At 67.1% G+C, this 21,636-nt stretch carries 21 protein-coding genes; 9 read left to right on the top strand and 12 right to left on the bottom strand.

Annotated elements, in window-relative coordinates; translation table 11 throughout:
* Window positions 1-34: 34 nt before the first annotated feature.
* Both AEB_RS07190 and AEB_RS07185 read left to right on the top strand, forming a co-directional pair.
* Window positions 35-469, top strand: coding sequence for a hypothetical protein (locus tag AEB_RS07190; protein ID WP_119082571.1), 435 nt, complete (start codon window positions 35-37; stop codon window positions 467-469).
* 8 nt (window positions 470-477) lie between these two features.
* On the top strand, window positions 478-1,242 hold the full coding sequence (locus tag AEB_RS07185) for a TorF family putative porin (protein WP_119082570.1): 765 nt from the start codon (window positions 478-480) through the stop codon (window positions 1,240-1,242).
* 24 nt (window positions 1,243-1,266) lie between these two features.
* Here the strand turns inward: AEB_RS07185 and soxR are convergent, their stop codons facing one another.
* Window positions 1,267-1,707 (bottom strand): redox-sensitive transcriptional activator SoxR, encoded by a 441-nt coding sequence (gene soxR, locus AEB_RS07180; RefSeq protein WP_119082569.1) that lies wholly within the window; start codon window positions 1,705-1,707, stop codon window positions 1,267-1,269.
* A gap of 145 nt (window positions 1,708-1,852) precedes the next feature.
* On the opposite strand from soxR, the gene AEB_RS07175 reads away from it, so the two are divergent.
* On the top strand, window positions 1,853-2,224 hold the full coding sequence (locus AEB_RS07175; RefSeq protein ID WP_119082568.1) for a VOC family protein: 372 nt from the start codon (window positions 1,853-1,855) through the stop codon (window positions 2,222-2,224).
* 27 nt (window positions 2,225-2,251) lie between these two features.
* On the opposite strand, the gene AEB_RS07170 is transcribed toward AEB_RS07175, so the two are convergent.
* Both AEB_RS07170 and AEB_RS07165 read right to left on the bottom strand, forming a co-directional pair.
* On the bottom strand, window positions 2,252-3,625 hold the full coding sequence (locus AEB_RS07170) for a glutamate--cysteine ligase (RefSeq protein ID WP_119082567.1): 1,374 nt from the start codon (window positions 3,623-3,625) through the stop codon (window positions 2,252-2,254).
* 43 nt (window positions 3,626-3,668) lie between these two features.
* Complete coding sequence (locus AEB_RS07165) at window positions 3,669-4,442, bottom strand: 16S rRNA (uracil(1498)-N(3))-methyltransferase (RefSeq protein WP_119082566.1); 774 nt, start codon at window positions 4,440-4,442, stop codon at window positions 3,669-3,671.
* Between the two features lie 90 nt (window positions 4,443-4,532).
* On the opposite strand from AEB_RS07165, the gene ubiA reads away from it, so the two are divergent.
* A complete protein-coding gene (ubiA, locus tag AEB_RS07160; RefSeq protein WP_119082565.1) occupies window positions 4,533-5,435 on the top strand; it encodes a 4-hydroxybenzoate octaprenyltransferase in 903 nt (300 codons plus the stop codon).
* A 3-nt stretch (window positions 5,436-5,438) separates the two neighbouring features.
* Here ubiA and AEB_RS07155 read toward each other — a convergent pair whose 3' ends face one another.
* The 5 genes from AEB_RS07155 to AEB_RS07135 all read right to left on the bottom strand — a co-directional run bounded on the left by AEB_RS07155 (window position 5,439) and on the right by AEB_RS07135 (window position 11,177).
* Complete coding sequence (locus tag AEB_RS07155) at window positions 5,439-6,794, bottom strand: methyltransferase family protein (RefSeq protein WP_119082564.1); 1,356 nt, start codon at window positions 6,792-6,794, stop codon at window positions 5,439-5,441.
* Between the two features lie 67 nt (window positions 6,795-6,861).
* Entirely contained in the window at window positions 6,862-8,163 is a 1,302-nt protein-coding gene (locus AEB_RS07150) for an outer membrane protein assembly factor BamB family protein (protein WP_231958950.1), read from the bottom strand.
* Window positions 8,164-8,232: 69 nt separating this feature from the next.
* A complete protein-coding gene (locus AEB_RS07145; RefSeq protein WP_119082562.1) occupies window positions 8,233-9,024 on the bottom strand; it encodes a tetratricopeptide repeat protein in 792 nt (263 codons plus the stop codon).
* 142 nt (window positions 9,025-9,166) lie between these two features.
* Window positions 9,167-10,303 (bottom strand): glycosyltransferase family 4 protein, encoded by a 1,137-nt coding sequence (locus AEB_RS07140; RefSeq protein WP_119082561.1) that lies wholly within the window; start codon window positions 10,301-10,303, stop codon window positions 9,167-9,169.
* A 10-nt stretch (window positions 10,304-10,313) separates the two neighbouring features.
* A complete protein-coding gene (locus AEB_RS07135; RefSeq protein ID WP_119082560.1) occupies window positions 10,314-11,177 on the bottom strand; it encodes an alpha/beta fold hydrolase in 864 nt (287 codons plus the stop codon).
* Between the two features lie 65 nt (window positions 11,178-11,242).
* Between AEB_RS07135 and AEB_RS07130 the strand changes: the two genes are divergently transcribed.
* Both AEB_RS07130 and astD read left to right on the top strand, forming a co-directional pair.
* Window positions 11,243-12,640, top strand: a complete 1,398-nt coding sequence (locus AEB_RS07130) for a protein adenylyltransferase SelO family protein (protein ID WP_119082559.1) — start codon at window positions 11,243-11,245, stop codon at window positions 12,638-12,640.
* Between the two features lie 92 nt (window positions 12,641-12,732).
* Window positions 12,733-14,142: a succinylglutamate-semialdehyde dehydrogenase gene (gene astD, locus AEB_RS07125; protein ID WP_119082558.1), complete on the top strand. Its 1,410-nt coding sequence runs from the start codon at window positions 12,733-12,735 to the stop codon at window positions 14,140-14,142.
* A 12-nt stretch (window positions 14,143-14,154) separates the two neighbouring features.
* On the opposite strand, the gene AEB_RS07120 is transcribed toward astD, so the two are convergent.
* A complete protein-coding gene (locus AEB_RS07120; RefSeq protein WP_231958949.1) occupies window positions 14,155-14,901 on the bottom strand; it encodes a hypothetical protein in 747 nt (248 codons plus the stop codon).
* A 194-nt stretch (window positions 14,902-15,095) separates the two neighbouring features.
* Complete coding sequence (locus AEB_RS07115) at window positions 15,096-15,536, bottom strand: glycine zipper 2TM domain-containing protein (RefSeq protein WP_119082557.1); 441 nt, start codon at window positions 15,534-15,536, stop codon at window positions 15,096-15,098.
* 140 nt (window positions 15,537-15,676) lie between these two features.
* Between AEB_RS07115 and rarD the strand changes: the two genes are divergently transcribed.
* Window positions 15,677-16,603, top strand: a complete 927-nt coding sequence (rarD, locus tag AEB_RS07110) for an EamA family transporter RarD (protein ID WP_331851756.1) — start codon at window positions 15,677-15,679, stop codon at window positions 16,601-16,603.
* Here rarD and pyrC read toward each other — a convergent pair.
* Window positions 16,600-17,640, bottom strand: coding sequence for a dihydroorotase (pyrC, locus tag AEB_RS07105; protein WP_119084516.1), 1,041 nt, complete (start codon window positions 17,638-17,640; stop codon window positions 16,600-16,602). The genes rarD and pyrC overlap by 4 nt on opposite strands.
* Before the next feature lie 40 nt (window positions 17,641-17,680).
* Window positions 17,681-18,568: a DMT family transporter gene (locus AEB_RS07100; RefSeq protein ID WP_119082556.1), complete on the bottom strand. Its 888-nt coding sequence runs from the start codon at window positions 18,566-18,568 to the stop codon at window positions 17,681-17,683.
* Between the two features lie 194 nt (window positions 18,569-18,762).
* On the opposite strand from AEB_RS07100, the gene AEB_RS07095 reads away from it, so the two are divergent.
* Both AEB_RS07095 and ygfZ read left to right on the top strand, forming a co-directional pair.
* Entirely contained in the window at window positions 18,763-20,829 is a 2,067-nt protein-coding gene (locus AEB_RS07095) for a putative bifunctional diguanylate cyclase/phosphodiesterase (RefSeq protein ID WP_172593023.1), read from the top strand.
* Window positions 20,830-20,873: 44 nt separating this feature from the next.
* On the top strand, window positions 20,874-21,620 hold the full coding sequence (gene ygfZ, locus AEB_RS07090; protein ID WP_119082555.1) for a CAF17-like 4Fe-4S cluster assembly/insertion protein YgfZ: 747 nt from the start codon (window positions 20,874-20,876) through the stop codon (window positions 21,618-21,620).
* Window positions 21,621-21,636 lie beyond the last annotated feature (16 nt).

Here is a 21,636-nt window from a genome sequence, read left to right as displayed (position 1 = left end):
TCCCCAACCGGAAACCGGACAAGGGAGAGAATGCATGCTTCACCTGGGACTGGCTGCCGCATTGGTCGCCGCTGCTGCGGCAAGCGGCGGGGCGGTAATCCACGAACGAGTGCTGGACAGCGGCGGCACGGCCTATCGCCTGACCTATTCGCCCGACATCCGCGTGGAGCGGAAGACCATCGGCACTTCCGCCGGCCCGCGCCCCTCCACCATGAAGTGCCTGTGGCGCGCCGAGGTGCGGCTGCAGCGCAGCATCACCGATCCGCGCAGCGGACGCGAAATGAGCACCCTGCTGCCCGAAACGCGCCGCTTCAGCGGCACCATGCCCGGCAATTGCCGGCTGAGCCGCAACCGCATCGAACCGGCGGAGGTGGCGGAGCGCAGCGAGGTGCGCAGCTATCTGGCGCAGGCCGCAGCGGAGGATGAAGATCGCGCGCGGGCCTTCCTCGCCACGGCCCGATCCCTATAAGCGCCGCCATGTTGACACGAACCACACTGTCCGCCGCGGGCCTTGCCCCCGCTGCCCTGCTGATCGCCGCCCTGCCGACCGCCGCCGCGGCGCAATCACTGCCCGGCCCCTATCTCGCGGCCGAGGCGACCACCGATTATCGCCAGCGCGGCCTCAGCGGCAGCGATGGCGATCCGGCGCTGACTGCCATCGTCGCCGTACCGGTCACGCAGGAGTTGGAACTGCAGGCGGTGGGCAGCACGCTGCGCGAAAGCGCGCGACACGGCGGCGCCGACCTGGGCGTGGACCTCGCCGCCACCTATCGCCTGCGCAGCGGCGGCTGGTCGCTTTCCGCCGGACCGGTGGCACGCCTGTTCACCGGCGGCGATGGCGGGCTGAACTATGTGGAGCTGGCCGGGCGCGCGGGATACACGCTCGGACCCGCAGCCGTTGCGGTGGGGGCCAGCTACGCACCGGCGCAGGACGCCATCGGCGGGGACAATCTCTATCTTCACGCCGATGCCGATGTCGGCGTGCCGGGCACGCCTTTCACCCTGCTGGCGGGGGTGGGCCATTCCTCCGGCTCGGTGGACGATCGCAGCCGCTCCGCCCGCCTGCGCCCCGGCGGCAGCTATTGGGATTATCGCCTGGGTGCCGAATATGTGATGAGCCCCTTCGCCCTCGGCGCGCGCTTCACCACCACCTCGATCGACCGGGAAGACCGTATCCCGTCCCCCTACGCGGACCGCCACGACGGCAGTCGCTTCGCGCTCTACATCCGCATCCAGAACTGACCGACGCGGCCGGGAGCGGAAGGCCTAGTCCAGCACGGCGCGCGGCCCGGACCCCTTCGCCCCCAGCCGGTCGTCCTTGTTGTAGAGCTGGCACTTCTGCAGGCTCAGACAGCCGCAGCCGATGCATTGATCGAGTTGGTTGCGCGTGCGGGTGAGCAGGTTGATCCGCTCGTCTATCGCGCCGCGCATCCCCCGGCTGATAACCTGCCAGTCGCTGATCGTGGGCGCCCGCCCCTGCGGCAGCGTGGCCAGCTGCTGCTCGATCTCGCTGAGGGCGAGACCCAGCTTCTGGGCGATGAGGATGAAGCTGACCCGGCGGATGTCCGACCGCAGGAAGCGCCGCTGGTTGCCGCCGGTGCGGTGTGCCGAGAGCAGGCCCCGATCCTCGTAAAACCGCAAGGCGGACACCGCGACGCCGGTGCGTGCGGCCAACTGGCCGATGGTGATGAAGCGGTCCTCAACCATGGTCCCTGTCCCGGATTTATCCCCGAAGGCTTGACCTAAACTTAGCTTGAGGTTGCACAAGGGTCAAGCGAAGCGATTCGCCGCCGGCCTTCACGGGCTGCGCGCCATCAGGATAATCAAGATCTTGCTTAGGAAAGTTGATGCAATGACACAGGGACGGCTCGAACATGTGAATCTGACCGTGAGCGACATCGATCGATCGGCCGCGCTGTTCCGCGAACTGCTCGGCTGGCACGAACGCTGGCGCGGCCCCGCGCTGAACGGCGGGGAGTCGCTCCATCTGGGGGAAGATTTCTCCTACCTCGCGCTCTACACCGACGGCCGCGACCATGCGGGCCAGGTGAAGGGCCGGCCGCTCAACCATGTCGGCCTGCTGGTGGAGGATCTCGACGCTGCCGAACGGATCGTGATCGCCCACGGGCTCGAGCCGTTCAATCACGATGATTACGATCCGGGCCGCCGCTTCTATTTCTACGACTGGGACGGAGTGGAATTCGAACTGGTCAGCTACAGCTGAAGGATGGGCCGCGGCGGCGGCCCCGCGTCAGAAGCTCTTCTCGCCATAGACGCGGGAGATGTCGCCGCCCCATTCGCCATGGAACTTGTCCAGCAGCCGCTGCGCCGGCACCTTGCCCGTCGCCACGATCTCTTCCAGCGGTTGGAGAAAGCCGGCCTCGTTATCGCCGCCCTCGTTCAGCCGCCCGCGCGCGACGAGGCCGGCACGGGCGATGCGCAGCACCTCCCCCGCGATGTCGCGCAGCGTGCCGCCGCCAGGAATCGGAGCGTCCAACGCGAGCTTCGGCACGGCATCGCGCAGCGCCTCCCGCTCCTCCATCGTCCAGTGGCGTACCAGATCCCATGCCCCATCAAGTGCACTGTCGTTGTAGAGCAGCCCCACCCAGAATGCAGGCAGCGCGCAAATGCGGTTCCACGGGCCGCCATCGGCGCCGCGCATTTCGAGGAAGCTCTTCATCCGCACTTCGGGGAAGGCGGTGGAAAGGTGGTCCGTCCAGTCGCTCGCCGTGGGCAATTCGCCGGGCAGCGCGGGCAGCTGGCCCTTCATGAAATCGCGGAAGCTCTGCCCCGCTGCGTCGATATAGCGCCCCTCGCGGAACACGAAATACATCGGCACATCAAGCATGTACTCGACATAGCGTTCGTAGCCGAAGCCCTCTTCGAACACGAAGGGCAACATGCCGGTGCGCTGCGGATCGGTGTCGGACCAGATATGGCTGCGGTAGGAGAGGAAGCCGTTGGGCCGCCCCTCGGTAAAGGGCGAATTGGCGAACAAAGCGGTAGCCAGCGGCTGCAGTGCCAGGCCGGTGCGGAACTTCTTCGCCATGTCCGCTTCGGAGGAATAATCGAGATTCACCTGGATCGTGCAGGTGCGCAGCATCATGTCCAGGCCGAGCGAGCCGACGCGCGGCATGTGCCGCATCATGATCGCATAGCGCCCCTTGGGCATCACCGGCAGTTCGGCCCGCGTCTTGTCCGGCCACATGCCGAGGCCGAGAAAGCCGACGCCGAATTTCTCGCCGATCGCCTTCACCTGATCGAGGTGGCGGCCGGTTTCGGCGCAGGTCTGATGCAGGTTCTCCAGCGGCGCGCCCGACAGTTCGAGCTGGCCCGCCGGCTCGAGGCTGACGGTGCCGTCCGCCCCGCTCATCGCGATCACATGGCCGTTCTCTTCCACCGGCTCCCAGCCGAACTCCCGCAATTGCAGCAGGATATCGCGGATACCTCCCTCTTCCTCATAGGAAGGGGCGTGATGGTCGGAGCGTTTGTAGACGAGCTTTTCGTGCTCGGTGCCGATGCGCCACGCCGCCGGCGGCTTCTCGCCCGCCTGCATGGGGGCAACAAGATCCTCCAGCCGCTCGATAGGCGGCTCTTCGCCCGTAGACGCCGTGCGCGTACTCATGGGCTGGCCGTTAGGAGACTAAGCGCTGCCGCGCCAGCGCAATTTACCTTTCCCCCTGCGGTGCTGCGCTTGTCGCGAAATCACCCTGCATCGCCATCCAGATCGCCGTGCCGGCAATGGCGGCGGTTTCGCCGCGCAGGATGCGGGGGCCGAGCGTGATCGGCCGCGCCTGCGGCAGCGCGCGCACCGCGGCCCGTTCCACATCGTCGAACCCGCCTTCCGGCCCGATCAACAGCGCCGCCGGCCCGGCTTCGGCGGCAAAGGCCTCCGCCGCCGACGCGCCGCCCATCTCGTCGGCGAAGAACAGCGCCCGGTCCGCCGGCCAGCCGCGCAGCAGCGCCTCCAGCTTCTCGACCTCTGCAAACCGGGGGAGCGCGGTGCGGGCACATTGCTCCGCCGCTTCGGTGACGATCGCCCGTGCCCGCTCCGGATTGAGGCGGTCCGCCACGCAGCGCCGCGCAAGCACCGGGCGGATGCTCTGCACGCCCAGTTCGGTGGCCTTTTCGAGCACCAGGTCGAAACGGTCCTTCTTGAGCAGCGCCGGGCACAGCCAGAAATCCGGCACCTGTTCGCGCGGGCGCAGCCGCTCCATCGGCAGCAGCTCCACCGCGCGCTTGCCGGCGGAGAGCACATTGGCCGCCCATTCGCCGGTTTCGTCATCGCACAGCACGACCGCGTCGCCCGGCCCCACGCGCATGACCTTGCCGAGGTAATGCGCCTGATTCCCTTCGACCAGCAGCGGGATTCCGGACGAGAGCGGCCCCGGAACGAACAGGCGCGGGGCGCTGCGCGGTGGCCATGCGGGAGTGGCGGGCATGTCCGCCTCATAGCGCGCCGGGCGAAAAAGTCAGGGCCGATCCGCGATCACCCGGATGACGGGGCGGCGCCAATTCGCTAGGTCCGGCGCATGGCCGATACGATCACCCCCGATAGCGAGCACCGCGGGCTGGTGGCCCGCCTGCCGCAAGCCATTCGCGATTATGCGCTGCTGGCGCGGTTCGATCGGCCGATCGGCTGGTGGCTGCTATTCTGGCCCGGAGCCTGGGCCGTGGGGCTGGCCGGCGCGGGCTTGCAGCTGGAACTGGTCGCCTGGATGCTGCTGGGCAGCATCGCCATGCGCGGCGCGGGCTGCGTGTATAACGACATCGTCGACGCCGATCTGGACCGGCAAGTGGCCCGCACCGCCAGCCGCCCCATCGCCAGCGGCCGCGTGAGCCGCAAGGCGGCCTGGGCCTGGCTGCTGGCGCTGTGCGGCGTGGGCCTAATCGTGCTGCTGCAATTGCGCTGGGAAGCGCAGTTGGTGGCCCTGTGCAGCCTGTTGCTGGTGGCGGCCTATCCCTTCATGAAGCGGATCACCGGCTTCCCCCAGGCCTGGCTGGGGCTGGTGTTCACCTGGGCCGCGCCGGTGGGCTGGATCGCCCTGCGGTCAGACCGGCTGGAGGTGATCGCGGCGCTCTATCTCGGCTGCATGTTCTGGTGCATCGGCTATGACACGGTCTATGCCCTGCAGGACCGCGAAGACGATGCGCTGGTAGGCATCGGCTCCAGCGCGCTGACGCTGGGCGACCGGGTGCAGGCCGGCGTGATCGCCTTCTACGGCCTCGCCCTCGCCTGCTGGGGCCTTTCCTTCTGGCTCATGCGGCAGGATTGGGTGGCGCTGATCGCCCTTGCCCCCGCCGCCGCGCAGCTGATGTGGCAGGCCTTCACGCTGGACAAGGGAGATGGCGCCAATCCGCTGGCGCGGTTCCGTTCCAACCGCTTCCTGGGCCTGCTGGTTGCGCTGGCCTGCTACGTGGTGGGCAACGCCTGAGCCCTATTCCGCCGGCTGCAGCGCCCCCTGGCGCGGCCGCGCGCGGGACAGCAAGCGGGAAAGCGGCGCGGTGATCGCGCCATGCTGCCCCATCCATGCGTAATATTCACGGTAGCGCGCATCCTCCGCCAGCAGATGCGCTTCCTCGGTCCGCGCCCGCCAGTAATAGATTGCGCTGACACAAGCGAGGAACACGGTGTTGCGGATCGCGTCCACCGCCGATGCGCTGGTGACGAGAAAGGGCAAGGTGGAAAGCCACCAGAACAGGTTCTTGGACAGATAGGCCGGGTGCCGCGTGAAGGCATAGGGCCCGTTGGTGATCACACCGCGGTAGGTGAGATTGGAAAAGCGGATGCCGAAGGCGACCGTCGCCCAGGCGTAGATGGCCGTCAGGACGGTGAGCAGCCCCACCCATACCCACAGCAATGCCTGATGCCCCTCCAGCCAGTAGCCCCAGCCGGCGGTGTTGTATTCATATTGCAGGATGCCGCCATCGCCCATGAAGGCGAAGACGAAGGGCGGATAGCAGATCAGCGCCGCCAGCCAGCCGGCAAGCAGGGGATTGCCGCTGCGGATATGCGCATCCAGCGGCCGAAGGGTGAGCAGGTACCCCACCGTGCCGATCTGTACGTCCACCACGAACAACAGGTCGAACAAATGGCTTCCCAGATCCACCGGATTGCCGCGCATCGCGCCGAAATCGGCCTCCACCACGCTGGCGAAGCCCGGCGGCAGGATGGAGATCATGAAGGCGCCGAAGAAGCCCTTGATGATCCAGGCGCGCCAGTGCTTCTTCACCTGCCCCGCCTGCCAGCCCGGCCGCCCCGTCAGCAGCGCGCCGAAATGCCAGGCATGGTCGCGCGGTTCGATCAGATATCGGTCAAGCCACAGCACATAGGGCAGCGACAGCACGAACATCGGCACCGCCGTCACGGCGATCACGCGCATGGCGAAAAGATACTGCCCGTCCCAATACCAGCGGCCGAGGCAATAGAGCGCGCCGATGATCAGCCAGGTGGCCCACAGGCCGGCGATCTTGGTCAGCGAGATATCGAGTGTGGCGCCCCAGCGTCGCGGATGATCCCAGTCCAGCCCGGTGGAGGGGCGACGGTGGACCTTCTCCACCAGCACGGACCAGCTGGCCATCGCAAGGCCGACCAGCACCATGCACAGCAACGCGGAATGCGGGCCGGACATCACCGCCCGCGGGCCAGGCAGTCCGAAATGCGCGACCAGCGCCGGCCAGGAGCGGCACAGGAGAATCCACCCGGCCAGCGTGGCGACACCGACGAGCCCAACCCGCCATGATACGTCGCTTGCTGGCCGCCGCAGCGGCTTGCCGGGGTTCTCCGCGCTCATGCGCGCGGGCTTAGGCGAGAAAGGGTTAAGGGGCGGGAAATGCTTCGCGCCCCCGGCTCAGACCCGTTCAGCGCCAGGCGGTGATGCGGCCGCTGTCGTCGAGGATATAGAGTGTGCCATCGGCGACGATCGGGCCGAGCGAAACGGCTTCGCCGATATCGCCGAAATCGGATGCCGTGCCGGTCTGCACGTCCACCGTCTTCACTTCGCCTTCTGAACTGGCGATCCACAGCTTGTTGCCGGCCAGGACCGGGCCCACCCAGAACACGGGGCCGGTGCGCTTCTTCTCGTTCTGCCAGCGCTGCAGTTGCGTGATCCAGCGGATGCGGCCGGTGGAACGCGCGATCGCCAGCAAGCGCGAATCGCTCGTGAGGGTGAAGATCCATTCGCCCGCCACCGCGGGGGTTGAAATGCCCGCCAGCGAAAGCTCCCACAGCCGCTGGCCGGTGATCAGTTCATAGGCGGCCATGCGCCCGCCCTGCCCCAGCGCGTAGACGGTGCCATTGTCGATGATCGGATCGGCATCCACATCGGTCAGCGTGCCGACCTGCGTGGAAATCGAGGTGCGCGCCAGCGCGTCCGACCACAGGCTGCGGCCGTTTTCATAGCGATAGGCAACGAGTTCGCCCGAGGAATAGCCGGCGATCACCGTGGCCTGCCCTGCCGCCGGAGCCGCAACGCCGAACACGCCGGACTGGCTCATCGCCGCCGCTTCCTGCCACAGGATGGAACCATCGGAACTGTTCAGCGCCTGGATCTGGTTGTCCTGCGTCATCACATAGACAGCGTTGAAGGCCACCGTGGGGGCGCCGCGCAGCGGACCAGCAGGCTTTACCTTCCAGATTTGCGACCCATCCTGCGCATTCAGCGCAACCACGTCACCCGCGCCGTTCGTTGCATAGACCCGGCCCTCATCGTAACTGGCGCCGCCACCGAAGGCGACATCTTCCAGGTCGTCGGCCACTTCGATGCGATGCGTCCACAAAGTGGCACCGGTCTTGGCATCGAAGGCATGCACCACGCCGTCCGTGTCGATCACGAACATCTTGCCATCGCCCACGACGGGCGCGGAAGCGAGGCGGCGCTTCTTGCTGGAACCGGGGATCCTTACGGTCCACACGCGCTGCGGCGCGGCAGCAAGCTCGAGATGCCCCACCACATTGCTGGCAGTGCCGCCGGCTTGCGCCCAATTGCTGTTACGCCGGGGCGCAGGCAGCACGATCTGCGTGCTCTCCAGCGCGGGATCGGGTTCCACGTCATTGGCGATGTGGGAAAGGATCGGCGTGCGATTGCCCACGGTGGGGGTCTTCGGCCGAGCATTGTTGCCGCCACCGCAGCCGGCAACAGCCGCCATCAGCAGGCCGGCCATGAGTACACGGCCGGATTTCCGGGCCCCAAGCGCGCTTTGCATAATCAGATCCATCGTGCTGCGTCCGGCCTATTGCGCGGTGGCTGCCGCGGGTGCGGCGGCGGCGCCTTCCTGCAGTTCGGCCAGCGTCTTGTCGACATCCACCACCGCATCATAGCCGAGCATGCCTGCCAGCTGCCGCGCCCGCGAGCGCAGCGTTTCAGGCACCTTCTCGTTCTTGGCGATTTCCGCAAACAGCGGGCCGGCGAGATCGTTCTTGTTCTGCGCCAGATAGGCCATGCCCACCAGTTCGCCCGCGCTGCCGAACCACGGATTGCCGGGCGTCGCCAGCGGCTTCAACCGGTCGATCACCTGCTGCGGCTGGAGATTGTCGTAATTGGTGGCGACGGAGCGGATGGCGGCGATGTCGCGATAGGGCTGCGGGGCGCTGTCATTCGCGGCCACGGCATCGAACAGCTTCACGGCGTCGGCCGGCTTGCCGTTCTGCAGCGCGATGTCGGCGCGCAGCAGCATCGCCGGGATGGCGGCACCGCCGGCATCGTCGGCCACCAGCTTGGCCAGCTCGGCATCGGCCTGCGAAGCGCGGCCGGCATCGATCGCGTCGAGCCCGGTAACGAGCCCTTCCGACCGTTCTTCCAACACACCTTCGGAATGCTCGTGCCAGTAGAGCCAGCCGCCCAGCGCCGCGAGACCGACGACCACGGCAATCCCGACCGGAAGGGCATAGCGCTTGACGGCGTCGCCCATCTGGTCCTGGCGCACGGCTTCGTCCACCTCACGCATGAGCACATCCTGCTCCGCCCGGGCGCGCTGGGCCTGCTTCTCGGTGCGCGATGTGTTTGTATCGGGAGTTAGAGCCACGGCGTTTCTACAAGTTTTCCGGGATGTTTCTTGACGGGGTTAGAGTCTTGGCCCGCGCTGTTAGGCGGATGAAGGCGTCAATTCAATTGCCGAATGGAACCTGTCCCCGCCCGGGTGAATGGCCGATGAAGCGCGGCGGCGTTCAGCGCCGGCCCATGAGGCTCCAGTAAAGCGCGCGGTAACGCTCTACCATCCGCTGCTCGTCATACTCGGCCACGGCCCGCGCGCGATTGGCAGCGCCGATCTGCCGCCGCGCCGCTGCATCACCCGCCAGCCGCACCAGCGCGGCCGCCAGTTCCCCCTCCTCGCCCGGCGCGGTGAGGAAGGGGCCGTTTTCACTCGCCACCATGCTGGGAATGTCGCCGACGCGTGGGGCCGCGACCGGCAGGCCCGCCGCCATGGCTTCAAGGACGGAGATCGGAAATTGTTCGGAGCGTGAGGACAGGGCGTAGATATCGAACAGGCCCACCAGCCTGGCGGGCGCGGCGACATGGCCGATCAGATGCACCCGGTGTTCGATCTCCGTCATCTCCGCAGTCGCCAGGATGGCCTCCCGCTCCGGCCCTTCGCCCGCGATCACCAGCTGCCACTCCTCCGGCAGCGCCTGGAAGGCGCGCACCAGCGCCGGCAGGTTCTTCACCTTGCGCAACCCGGCCAGCGTGCCGACCCACTTCTCCCCCCGATGCTTGACCAGCCGGGGCAGCGCATCGCGCGCCGGCTTGGGCGCGAAGCTGGCGGTGTCGATGCCATTCGGGATCAGCCGCACCTTGCTGCGCGGCTGCTGCCACACCTCCAGCGCGATCCGCTCCAGAGTGCGCGAGGGCACAACCAGCGCCGCACTGCGGCCCAGCGCGATGCGGCGGAACAGGTTGCGCCGGCGCTTCAGGCCCTGCGCCTCATCCTCGTTGAAGCCGTCCTCGTGATGCACCAGCGGGGGGAGCTTGTAGACATCGGCGAACAGCGTGTGCGCCATCGCCGCATCCACCGCACCCCAATTGTAAGTGCAGATGAGGTCATAGCCCTGCATTGCCTCGGCGATCTTCTTGAGCCGCCCCGGCCAGGGCTTGCCCTTGAGCGAGGGGAACGCCGGCCAGGACACGCGCACCTCGCGCGCCAGCCGGGCGGCCGCACCGCGGCGGTCCGGATCTGCGGAGACGATCGCATGCTCCGCCCCGCGCCCGAAGGCGTTGATCAGCTGGACGGTGCGCAATTCCTTCCCCCCCGCATCGAAGGAGGAATGCAGGTGGAGGATACGGGGCGTGCTGCCCTTGCCGGTCATCGCGCGCCGCTCACGCCACGCGGCCCAGCAGGCGGGCGATGGCGGCCTGCGCCTCCGGCTCCTCCAGCGTGGGCGTATGGCCGGTGTGCGGCACGGTGATCGCCTCCAGCCCCGGCACTTCATTCTCCATCCGCGCCAGCGTGGCGTTGGAGAGGATGTCCGACAACTCGCCGCGCAGGGCGAGCACTGGCCGCCCGGAAAGCGCGCGGAAGGCCGGCCACAGGTCCACCGCCACGGCGCTTTCGGGCTGCTGGAAGGGCTCGGCGATCTTCATGTCGTAATCATAGGTGATGCGCCCGTTGCCGCTCACGCACATCAGCCGCTTGGCAAGGCGCAGCCAGTCGGACAGCTCGAAATCGGGATAGGCTGCCCCCGATTGCTCCTTCAGCGCGCGCGCCGCGTGCATCCAGGTGGGAAAGCTGCGCCCCTGCCCCACATAGTCGCGAATGCGCGCAATGCCCGCGGCTTCCACCTCCGGTCCGATGTCGTTGAGGACGGCGCCGGCGATCCGTTCCGGCGCCTGCGCCGCGATCAGCATCGTCACCAGCCCGCCGAGCGAGGTGCCGATCGCCACCACCCGGTCCAGCCCCGCCTGGTCGAACAGCGCCAGCACATCCGCAACATAGGTTGCGGGCATGTAGCTGGCGGGGTCCTTCGCATAATCGCTTTGCCCCCGCCCCCGCAGATCGGGGCACAGCACGCGCCATTCGCCTGCGAAGGTCTCCGCCACGGGCTCGAAATCGCGGGCATTGCGGGTGAGGCCGGGAATGCACACGATGGGTGGCCGGTCCATGCGCCCGGGATAATCGCGATAACGCAGCACCAGCCCGTCGGCACTGGTCCATTCGCCTTCGGTGAAGGGGGCTTCGTCCATCTCCGGTCCCATTGATTTGCCGTACGCGGTTGCGCCGGCCCGATCGCGGCCCCACTAATGCTAGCATGCGCGCCGAACCGCAAGCCGCCGCCTATCAGGCGGATCCGCAAATCCCCTCGCTCGCCGAATGGCTGGGCGATCCGGTCAAGCCGGCGGACTTCCCCCGCCATCAGCTGCGCTTTCGCAACCGGCGGTGGGACAAGACCGTGGGGCTGGGCGACCTCTCCGACGATCAATGGGTGGACCATTTTGCCCGCTTCTCCCCCCTGCCCGACAACCTGCCGCAGCCGCTGGCGCTGCGCTATCACGGGCACCAGTTCCGGGTGTACAATCCCGAGATCGGCGACGGGCGCGGCTTTCTGTTCGCGCAGATGCGCGATGGCAGCGGCCGGCTGCTCGATTGCGGTACCAAGGGCAGCGGGCGCACGCCCTACAGCCGCACCGCCGACGGGCGGCTGACGCTGAAAGGCGCGGTGCGCGAAATCCTCGCCACGGAGATGCTCGAAGCACTGGGCGTGAATACCTCGAAGACCTTTTCCGTCGTCGAAACGGGAGAGGCGCTCGAACGGGGGGACGAACCCTCCCCCACCCGTTCCGCCGTGCTGGTGCGCCTCAGCCATTCGCATATCCGCATCGGCACCTTCCAACGCCTCGCCGTGCTGGAGGAGGATGAGCACCTGCGCGCGCTGGTGGACTATTGCCTGCGCCAATTCCCCGGCCCGCCCCCGCCCGAGGATGCGCCGGGGCGGGATGAGCCAGCGGTCATGCTGATGCATCAGGCGGTGGAACGCATGGCCGATCTCGCCGCCTCCTACATGGTGGCGGGCTTCGTCCACGGCGTGCTCAATTCCGACAATATGAACATCACCGGGGAAAGCTTCGACTATGGCCCGTGGCGCTGGCTGCCGTTGTGGGAGCCGGGCTTCACCGCCGCCTACTTCGACCACGCAGGTCTCTATGCCTTCGGCCGCCAGCCGGAAGCGATCAATTGGAACCTGGCCCAACTGGCCATCGCGCTGCGCCGCATTGCCGACGCGCCGCCACTGGTGGGCGCGATCGAGCGCTTCGGCGATCTCTACCACCGCGCCATGAGCCGGCGGTTCACCTGGCGGCTAGGTGTCGCCAGCCGCGGGATCGAGGCCGACTTCGCCCTCATCGAAGCGGCGGAGCGCACCATGCGCGAACGCCGGATCGGCCCCGACGCCTTCTTCTTCGCTCATCGCGGCGGACGGGCGGCGGAAGGTCAACTCGCCGAGCGCCTGCAGGGCTATGAACCGGTTGATGCCTCCCATCCCTATTGGTCGGGTGAAGCGCCCGAAGCCATGCTGATCGAGGAGGTTGAGGCGATCTGGTCCGCGATCGCGGATGAGGACGATTGGGAGCCGCTGTCACGCAAGGTCACGGCCTTGCGGGACATGGGCCGCGCGCTCGGCCCCGTGCCCGACCCGGCCGGTCATGTTTGATTAAACCGCACGAGGCCCTACCTATATTGGCGAGCCCGCAACCTTCCCGCTATCACCCCCCATCCTTGTTTAAGTGAGCCTGCAACCAAGCTGTGAGTGAAACCCAGATCATATCGTATGAACCGGCCACCGGCGCCGAATTGTGGCGCGGCGCCGTGGGCGATGTGGATGACGCTGTGGCCCGCGCGCGTGCGGCCTGGCCGCAATGGGCGGCCCAGCCGCTCGCCAACCGGATCGAACTGCTCCGCCGCTTCGCCAACGAAGTGCGCAAGGTGCAGGATGACTTCGCCGCGCTGATCGCGCGCGAGACCGGGAAGCCGCTATGGGAAAGCCGCACCGAAGTGGAAGCGGTGATCGCCAAGGTGGAGATTTCCGTGCGCGCCTATGCGGAGCGGACGGGGCAGCGCAAGCTGGACAGCGCCCTGCAGGGCACGGCGGCGCTGCGGCACAAGCCGCATGGCGTTATGGCCGTGCTCGGCCCCTACAATTTCCCCGCCCATTTGCCGAATGGTCATATCATCCCGGCGCTGATCGCCGGCAATGCGGTGGTGCTGAAGCCCAGCGAGAAGACGCCGGCCACGGGCGAGATGCTGGTTGCCTGCTTCCACCGCGCCGGCGTTCCGCAGGATGTGGTGCAGTTTCTCCTCGGCGGCCCCGAAGAGGGCAAGGCGCTGGTGGCGCATGACGGGGTGGACGGCGTGCTGTTCACCGGATCGGCGCAGGTGGGCATCGCCATCAACCGCAAGCTGGCGAGCAACCCCGGCAAGATCGTGGCGCTGGAGATGGGCGGCAACAACCCCATCGTGGTGTGGAACACGCCGCTGGTGCAGGACGCCGCAACGCTGATAGTGCAATCCGCGTTCACCACGGCGGGCCAGCGCTGCACTGCCGCGCGGCGGCTGATCATCAATTCCGCCATGTACGAACCGGTGCTGGAAGAAGTGAAGCGCCTTACCGATCGAATGATCATCGGTGCCCCCTTCGACGAACCGCAGCCGTTCATGGGGCCGGTGATCGACAGTGACACGGCCGACCAGCTGACCGAGAGCTTCCTCTACCTGATCTCCCATGGCGGCAAGGCGATCCGCCACATGCGGCGGCCGCAGGGCGATCTGCCCTTCCTGACGCCGGGTATCATCGACACCACGGGCGCTTTGGACCGGCCAGACGTGGAACTGTTCGGGCCGTTGCTGCAGGTCGTCCGGGTGGACGATTTCGATCAGGCCATTGCGGAAGCGAACAACACGCGCTTTGGCCTTTCCGCCTCGCTGGTGGGCGGCACACCGCAGGAATACAACCGTTTATGGGCCAATATCCGCGCCGGCATCGTCAACTGGAACCGGCCGACCAACGGCGCATCCTCCGCCGCGCCGTTCGGCGGCGTGGGCCTTTCCGGCAACCACCGCCCGGCGGCCTTCTATGCGGCGGATTACTGCGCCTATCCCGTGGCCAGCACGGAGATGGAACAGCCGCGCGCCAGCGTGGGCGTGGGCTTTTCCTGAAGGCAGCGGCGGTTATTTGCCGCTGGTGATCAGGTCCACCTCGGTCGCCCCGGACGGCAGGCTGCGGGCATAGACGACATAGGACGCCTTGCCCTTGATGCCGCCGATCACATTATCCCCATCCTGCAGCACCCGCTGCGCGGAAAAGCCGGCGGCACTGGCGCGCGTGTAGTAATAATCCATGACTTCGCCCACCGGCACGGGCGTGACGAAATTGACCACCCGCAGGGCGCAGGTGCCTGTATCCGTCCCGGCAGCTTCCTGCACGGCCCCCTTGGGATAGACGGGGAAGGCCGCCGGCAGCTTGGCCGCCCAGGCCGTGGTATATTCCGCCTTGGCGGCACAGTCGCCGTTGCCACCGGGCGCGGCGGCAGCGCGGGCTGCTGCACTTAGCGTAGCATCCGGGGGCAATGCGCCGGCAACCTGCTTTGCCTCCGGCGCCTTGCGCATCTTGCCGGGCCCGCCGACATCGGTAAGCGCTGCGGCGCGCGCCTGCGCCACGGCGTCGGGTCCGAGATCGATCTGCGGCACCGACCCGTCTCCATTCGGCACCCCGGCCGCTTGATTGGCGCGGTTCTGCCCGACGAGATCCGGATCGACCATGATCTGATCGCCCAGCGCGCCGTCGAGCGCGGGATCGCCCTGCGCGCTTTCCTGCGCCTCCTCCTTCTTGTCGTTGCACGCCGCGAGGGCGAGCGCTGCCGCCAGCGGCAGGAAGATTGCGGGGCGGAGGGCGATGAATCGGCGCGTGGTGCTCATGCGGCGGGATTAGCGCATGGCGCGCGCGAAAAGGTTTACCGCGCGCCACAATCTCGCGCGCGTCCCGAAACGGGAAAGGGCGCCCGCATGATCCATAGCGGGCGCCCTCCCACGCAGCATTCCGGACAGGCCAGTGCCGCGCAGCGGCCGGGCGGTTTCAGGAGGCCGGCCCGGCCGCAATTTCAGTCATGACGTCAGCGGCAGCGCGAACCGCTGTCCACCGACTTGCCGAGCAGCGCGCCGCCGGCGGCACCCAGGATAGTGCCGAGCGTCCGATCACGGCCACCATCGATCTCGCGACCCAGCAGTGCACCCACTGCGCCGCCAACGATCAGACCGGTCGTGCCGTCGCTCTTGCGGCAATAGACACGCCCGTCCCGTTCGCGCCACACCCGAGTATCCCGGCGCAGCGGCTCGCCATAGCGCCGATCATAACGCGAATCATAGCGATTATAACGGTCGTGACGGTCACGCGACCAGCCATTATGACGACCCCGATCATGCGCCCATTCCTGCTGCAACGGAGCGGCGCTGCGCTGGGCGGGTCCACCGAAGTCCGCGGCGGTTGCGGGGACGGCGATTGTCAGCCCACCAGCAGCGAGGGCCAGAGCGGCGTTCTTGATCATGTTGCGCATTTCTCGTGCTCCCATTCGGTTTGTGCCTTCGATGGTTCAGGTTTACGCCCCCAATACTGAACGCCGGGCAACAGAAACCGCAGATTTGCATCAATTCGTCGCGCTTGCGGGGCGGCTCCACGCGGTCTAACCGCGTGAAAGTGAACGGCCCCCCGCCTCAATCCGCCAGCGGCCTGCCCTATGCGCTGGGCGCGCATGCGATCTGGGGATCCATGCCGCTTTATCTGTTGCTGGTGAAGAGTGTGCCGCCCGTGGAGTTCGTCGCCTGGCGCATCGTGCTTACCCTGCCGCTGTGCCTGGCCGTGATCGGCTGGAAGCGGATGGGTGGTGAACTGCGCAGCGTGCTGGCGGACCGGCGCGCCTTCCTCACGCTGTTCGGCAGCGCCACCATGGTTGCGGGCAACTGGCTGCTCTATGTCTGGGCGATCCAGAGCGGGCATGTCTATGCCGCCAGCCTGGGTTATTACATTCTGCCGCTGGCCATGATGCTGCTCGGCCTTCTGGTGCTGGGGGAGCGGATCAGCCCGCTGCAATGGGTCGCCGTGGCACTGGCGGGCGCGGGGGTTGCCGCGCTGGCCGCCGGGGCGCTGACTACGCTGTGGGTAAGCCTGGGCATGGCGGCGAGCTTCGGCATTTACGGCCTGCTGCGCAAGACCGTGGCTGCCGGATCGCTGGTGGGCTTGACCATCGAATCGCTGATCCTGTTCCCCATCGCTCTGGCGGTCACCGCCTGGTACGCGGCCAGTCCCGCCGGGTCGGCGATGGGCCGCAGCCTGGGCCTCTCGCTGGCAATCGCCGGCAGCGGGCCGATGACGGCGGTGCCGCTGCTGATGTTCGCCTTGGCGGCGCGGCGGATGCCCTACACGGTGATGGGCTTCCTCCAGTTCCTCTCCCCCACGGTGGTGTTCCTGATCGGCCTGTTCGTATTCGGCGAGGATCTGCGCCCGGCGCAACTGGCCTGTTTCATCGCCATCTGGGCGGCCGTCGGCGTGTTTACATGGGCCCTGCTCCGCGAACGCAAGGCTGCTCGCGCGGCCCTGCAAGCCGGGCGCAACCCTGCGCCCTAGTTAGCAGCGAGACGCCAGCCGAGCGTCTCGCCCGCGTGGAAGGGGACGAGGCTCGCCGCTTCCGTGTCGATCCGCGCGGGCACCTCCACCGGCTGCTTTTCCAAGGTCACCGTGCCTTCGTTCACCGGCAGGCGGTAGAAGGTCGGGCCGTGGAGGCTGGCAAAGCCCTCCAGACGATCAAGCGCGCCTTCCTCCTCGAACACGGCGGCATAGCTTTCCAGCGCGTAGGGCGCATTGAAGATGCCGGCACAGCCGCAGGCGGATTCCTTCGCCTCCTTCGCATGGGGCGCGCTGTCGGTGCCGAGGAAGAACTTGGGCGAGCCGGAGGTCGCCGCACGCCGCAGGGCAAGGCGGTGATGCTCCCGCTTGGCGACCGGCAGGCAATAGGCATGAGGGCGGATGCCCCCCACCAGCATGGCGTTGCGATTGATGTGGAGATGCTGGGGGGTGATAGTGGCCGCGACATTCTCGCCCGCCGCCGCCACGAAATCCACCGCCTCCGCCGTGGTAGCGTGTTCGAACACCACGCGCAGGCCCGGCATGTCCTTTAGCAGCGGCGACAGCTTCCGTTCGATGAACACGGCTTCGCGATCGAAAATGTCGATCTCCGCATCGGTCACCTCGCCATGGACGCACAATGTCATGCCGATGGCCTGCATCCGCTCCAGCACCGGGTAGATATTGGCGAGATCGGTCACGCCATTGGCCGAATTGGTGGTTGCGCCGGCCGGATAGAGCTTGGCCGCGGTGAACGCGCCCTCCGCGAAGCCGGCGGCCAGATCCTCCCCATCGGTATGGTCGGTGAGATAGCAGGTCATCAGCGGAGTGAAGGCCGCTCCGGCCGGCAGCGCGGCCATGATCCGATCGCGATAGGCTCGCGCATCCGCCGTCCTCGTGACCGGCGGTGCCAGGTTGGGCATCACGATCGCACGAGCGAACTGGCGGGCGGTGTAAGGCGCCACTGCGCGCAGCATGGCGCCATCGCGCAGGTGGACATGCCAATCGTCGGGGCGGCGGATCGTCAGGCTGGTCGTCATGGGCTGCGCCATGGCATAGCAGCGCCGGCGAAAACAGAGCCTACAGGCGCGGGCGCACCAGCAAGGGCTTGAACAGCATGCCGCTGGGCCGCACCAGAATCACCAGCACGCCACCCGCCGCCACGCCGGCCCCCGCGATCAGCGCCCAGCCCACCGGATCGCCGGTCAGCGCGGCGCCGGCGGCAATCGTCATGATCGGCGTCATCAGCGTCAGCGGCGCGACCAGATTGGCGTCGAATCGCTGCAAAAGCCGGAAGTAGAGCGTATGCGCGCCGAGCGAGACGATAACCGCCGAAAAGCCCAGTGCCGCCGCAAAGCGCCAGCCGCCCGCCAGCACCGCTGCCCCCTGCCCCTGCTCCAGCACGAGGCTGAGCGGCAGCAGCACGGCGAGCGAGCCTGCAGAGGCCCAGGCCTGAAGGCGCAGCGGACCGAGATCGAGCCGCTTGAGAAAGACCGAGCCCAGCGACCCGACCACCGCCGAGGCGAAGACGAACAGCAGCCCGAAGCTGCTCGACCAGCCGCTGGGCGAGGCGATCGCAATGCCCACGCCGACGAAGGTCAGCGCAATGCCGATCCCGCGACGCCAGCCGATGCGCTCCCCAAGGAAGGCGATAGCGAACAAGACGGTGAGCGGCGCGCTGGAGAGGCTGACGATGGCCGAGGCAGAGGGGGTCGCCACCTGCAAGCCGATGAACAGAAGGGCAAAGGACCCGCCGCTGACCGCGAAGGTCACCAGCGCCACCACCGGCAGGCGATCCGGCAGCGGTCGCAGCCAGCGGAACAGCGCCAGCAGTACCACCGACGCGCGGGCAGCAGCGTAGAACAGCGGCGGCACGCCGAGTTCGCCTACGACGACCCGGCTGACCACCACATTCAGCGCCCAGACGGCGCAGATCAGCACCAGGAGCAGGAAGCTGCGGAGCGGCATGGCACCCGAGTAGCACGTTCGCGCGGCTCCTGCAGCAAGCTGCCTTATGCCCGCCCCGCCGAAACCGTGACGATTTTATGACGAATTTTCGGCCACTTATGGACACAAGTAGCCGTAAAATATCAACTATTGAGCCCCTAGGGGAATCGCGAAACAGGGGGTTGGGAACGCGCCCCGATAGCAATGAGGGCAAAATGTCGCGGCAATTCCGCTTCGGGCCGGTGGCCCTGGTGCAACGCACAGTCGGTTCGCTCGAAAAGCGCCTGGTCGGCGCGCTGATCCTGATCCTGCTGAGCATTGGGACGCTGCAATTCCTTTCGCAGGATTCCGCGCTGCAGGTGCGGGATGCAAGCGCCGCCCTGGCCCGCGCGGCGGGCGAGACCGAACAGGCGCAGCAACTGGTGGAGCTGGTCGGCGAATTCCGCATCGCCACCAATCTAGAATTGTCGCACGAGGCGGCGGAAGCCGACGGCGAGAAACTGACGGACATCGCCATCCGCATCGGGGAGCAGGTGAACGCACTGCGCCTCGCGGGGATGCCGCTCTATGAATTTGGCGATCGCGCCAATGTGTTCCAGGATCTGGATCGCCATGTTGCCCGCATCTCGCAACTGGGGCGGGATGATTCCGCAGCGGCGGCCATTCTGGGCCGCAATCAGGAGATGGCCGCGCTCGCGTCCTCCATTGCTGATATGGCCGCGCTGCAACGCGCAGCGGTTCAGCAGCGGCTCGATCGCGCAGTGGACCGCTGGCACCTGCTGGTGAGCGCCTCCGGTGCCTCCAATGGCCTCCTCGTGCTGCTCATCCTGCTGGATTTGCTGCGCAACATCCTGCCTGCGCTGCGACGCATGCATCGGGCGCTGCGCCGGCTTGCAAATGGAGAGCTGAACCTGGAGGTGGAGACCTTCCGCTTGCAGGAATTGCAGAAGCTCTCCGGCCCGCTGGAAATCTTCCGCCAGAATGCGCTGGCGGTGAAGAACCTCGCCTTCACAGATCCTTCCACCGGCATGCACAACCGGCGGGCCTTCGTCGATCTTGCCGGGAAACGTCTGGCCGACTGCCGGGGTAGCGATCGGCGCCATGCGATGATGGCCGCCGACATCGACCGCTTCAAGCATGTGAATGACGATTTCGGCCATCCCGCGGGCGATCAGCTGGTGCGGCTGATCGGCGATCGCATGACCGATGCGCTGGGAGATCGGGCGATTATCGCCCGGCTCGGCGGCGACGAATTCGCCATCTTCACCGAATTGACCGACAATGAAGACGCGATGATGGCTGCCTCCCGCCTGGTGGTGGCGCTGCGCGATCCCTTCGATCTCGGCGATTTCACCATTGCCATCACCGCCTCCATGGGCGTGGTGGAGCTGGCAGCGGGCGAAGCGGATGAGATCGACCTGCTGCTCGCCCGGGCCGATCTGGCCCTCTATGCAGCGAAGAACGAAGGCCGCAACCGCGCGGTGCCCTTCACCGCCGAACTGGAGGCCGAGCGCGAACTCGACCGCGCACTGCAGAGCGATCTCGCCAGCGCCATCATGCGGGGCCAGTTGCGCGTGGTGTACCAGCCCATCCATCCGATCGGCGACGATCAGGACGAGATCGAGGCGCTGGTGCGCTGGACGCATCCCAAGCTGGGCGACATTCCGCCTTCGCGTTTCATCCCCGCCGCAGAGCGCAGCGGGCTGATGACCCAGCTGGGCCAGTGGATTATCGACCGGGCGCTCACCGATCTGCGGCAATGGCCCGATCTGGTGATGAGCCTCAATCTCTCGCCGCTGCAATTGCAGCAGGACGGCTTCGTCCATTTCGTGCTGGAGACCTGCCGCCGGCACGAGATCAGCCCCCGCCGGCTGATTCTGGAGGTCACCGAATCGCTCAGCATCGAACGTAACAGCCGCGCCCTGTTGACGCTGGACCTGCTGCGCAATGCCGGCTTCCGCATCGCCCTGGATGATTTCGGTACCGGCTATTCGTCGCTTTCGATGATGAAGGATTTCCATTTCGACCGGCTGAAGCTCGATCGCAGCCTCATCATGGACCTGGGCCGCGATTCGACCAGCAAGGCGGTGTTCGAAGCGGCGGTGACCATGGCGCTTAAGATCGGCGCCCAAGTGGTGGCCGAAGGCATCAGCGAGCAGGCGCTGATCGATCCCGCGCTGGACGCCGGCTGCACCCATTTGCAGGGCTTCCACATCAGCCGCCCGATCGAAGCGACGGCGGTGGCGCCCTATTTCGCCTCACGCCAAAGGATCGCCGCCTGACGATAGCCGCTTGATTTGCCGCCGGCAGGCGCCAAGTTCGCGCTATGGCCGATGAAAGACTGTTTTCCCGCTCCGTGATCCGTCTGGCGCCCGAGGACCCGGCGGAAGATGTCACTGCCTTCCTGCAGGGCCTCGTCACCAATGATGTGAGCGGCGAACTGCCTGCCTATGCCGGGCTGCTCAGCCCGCAGGGCAAGACCTTGTTCGATTTTCTGGTCTGGCCGGGCGCCCATGGATCGCTGTTGATCGATTGTGAGAAGGACGCGGCGGACGATCTGGTGAAGCGCCTGTCGCTCTATCGCCTGCGCCGCAAGATCGTGATCGCGGTCGACGAAACGCTGGGCGTGTTCTGGCAGGCCGAACTGGGCGATGGCGGCGCCCCCGATCCGCGGCTGCATGAACTGGGCCAGCGGTGGATCGCTGTCGTCGGCCCCGACGATGTTCCGGTGGATGACGCCTGGCTGCGCCACCGCCTGCGGCTGGGCGTGCCCGAGGGCCGGGAGGAGATGGCCGACATCCTCTGGCTGGAAACCAATGCGGTGGAGCTTAACGGCGTCAGCTTTTCCAAGGGCTGCTACGTCGGGCAGGAGAACACGGCCCGGATGAACTGGCGCAGCAAGGTCAACCGCCGGCTGGTGGTGGTGCCGCTGGAACGGTCGGATGCCGCGCGGCGCAAGGCGGAGCATGGGACGATCGGTCTCGCCATCGACCATCTGCGCCTCGAAGCGATCGACCGCGAACTGTTGCCGAGATGGCTGGTGCTGACCGAGGAAGACGGCACCGCAGCCTAAGCCAACTGCTCCCGCC

Source organism: Altererythrobacter sp. B11, assembly GCF_003569745.1.
Lineage (GTDB): Bacteria > Pseudomonadota > Alphaproteobacteria > Sphingomonadales > Sphingomonadaceae > Croceibacterium_C.
This window is presented reverse-complemented; position numbering and strand designations above follow the sequence as displayed.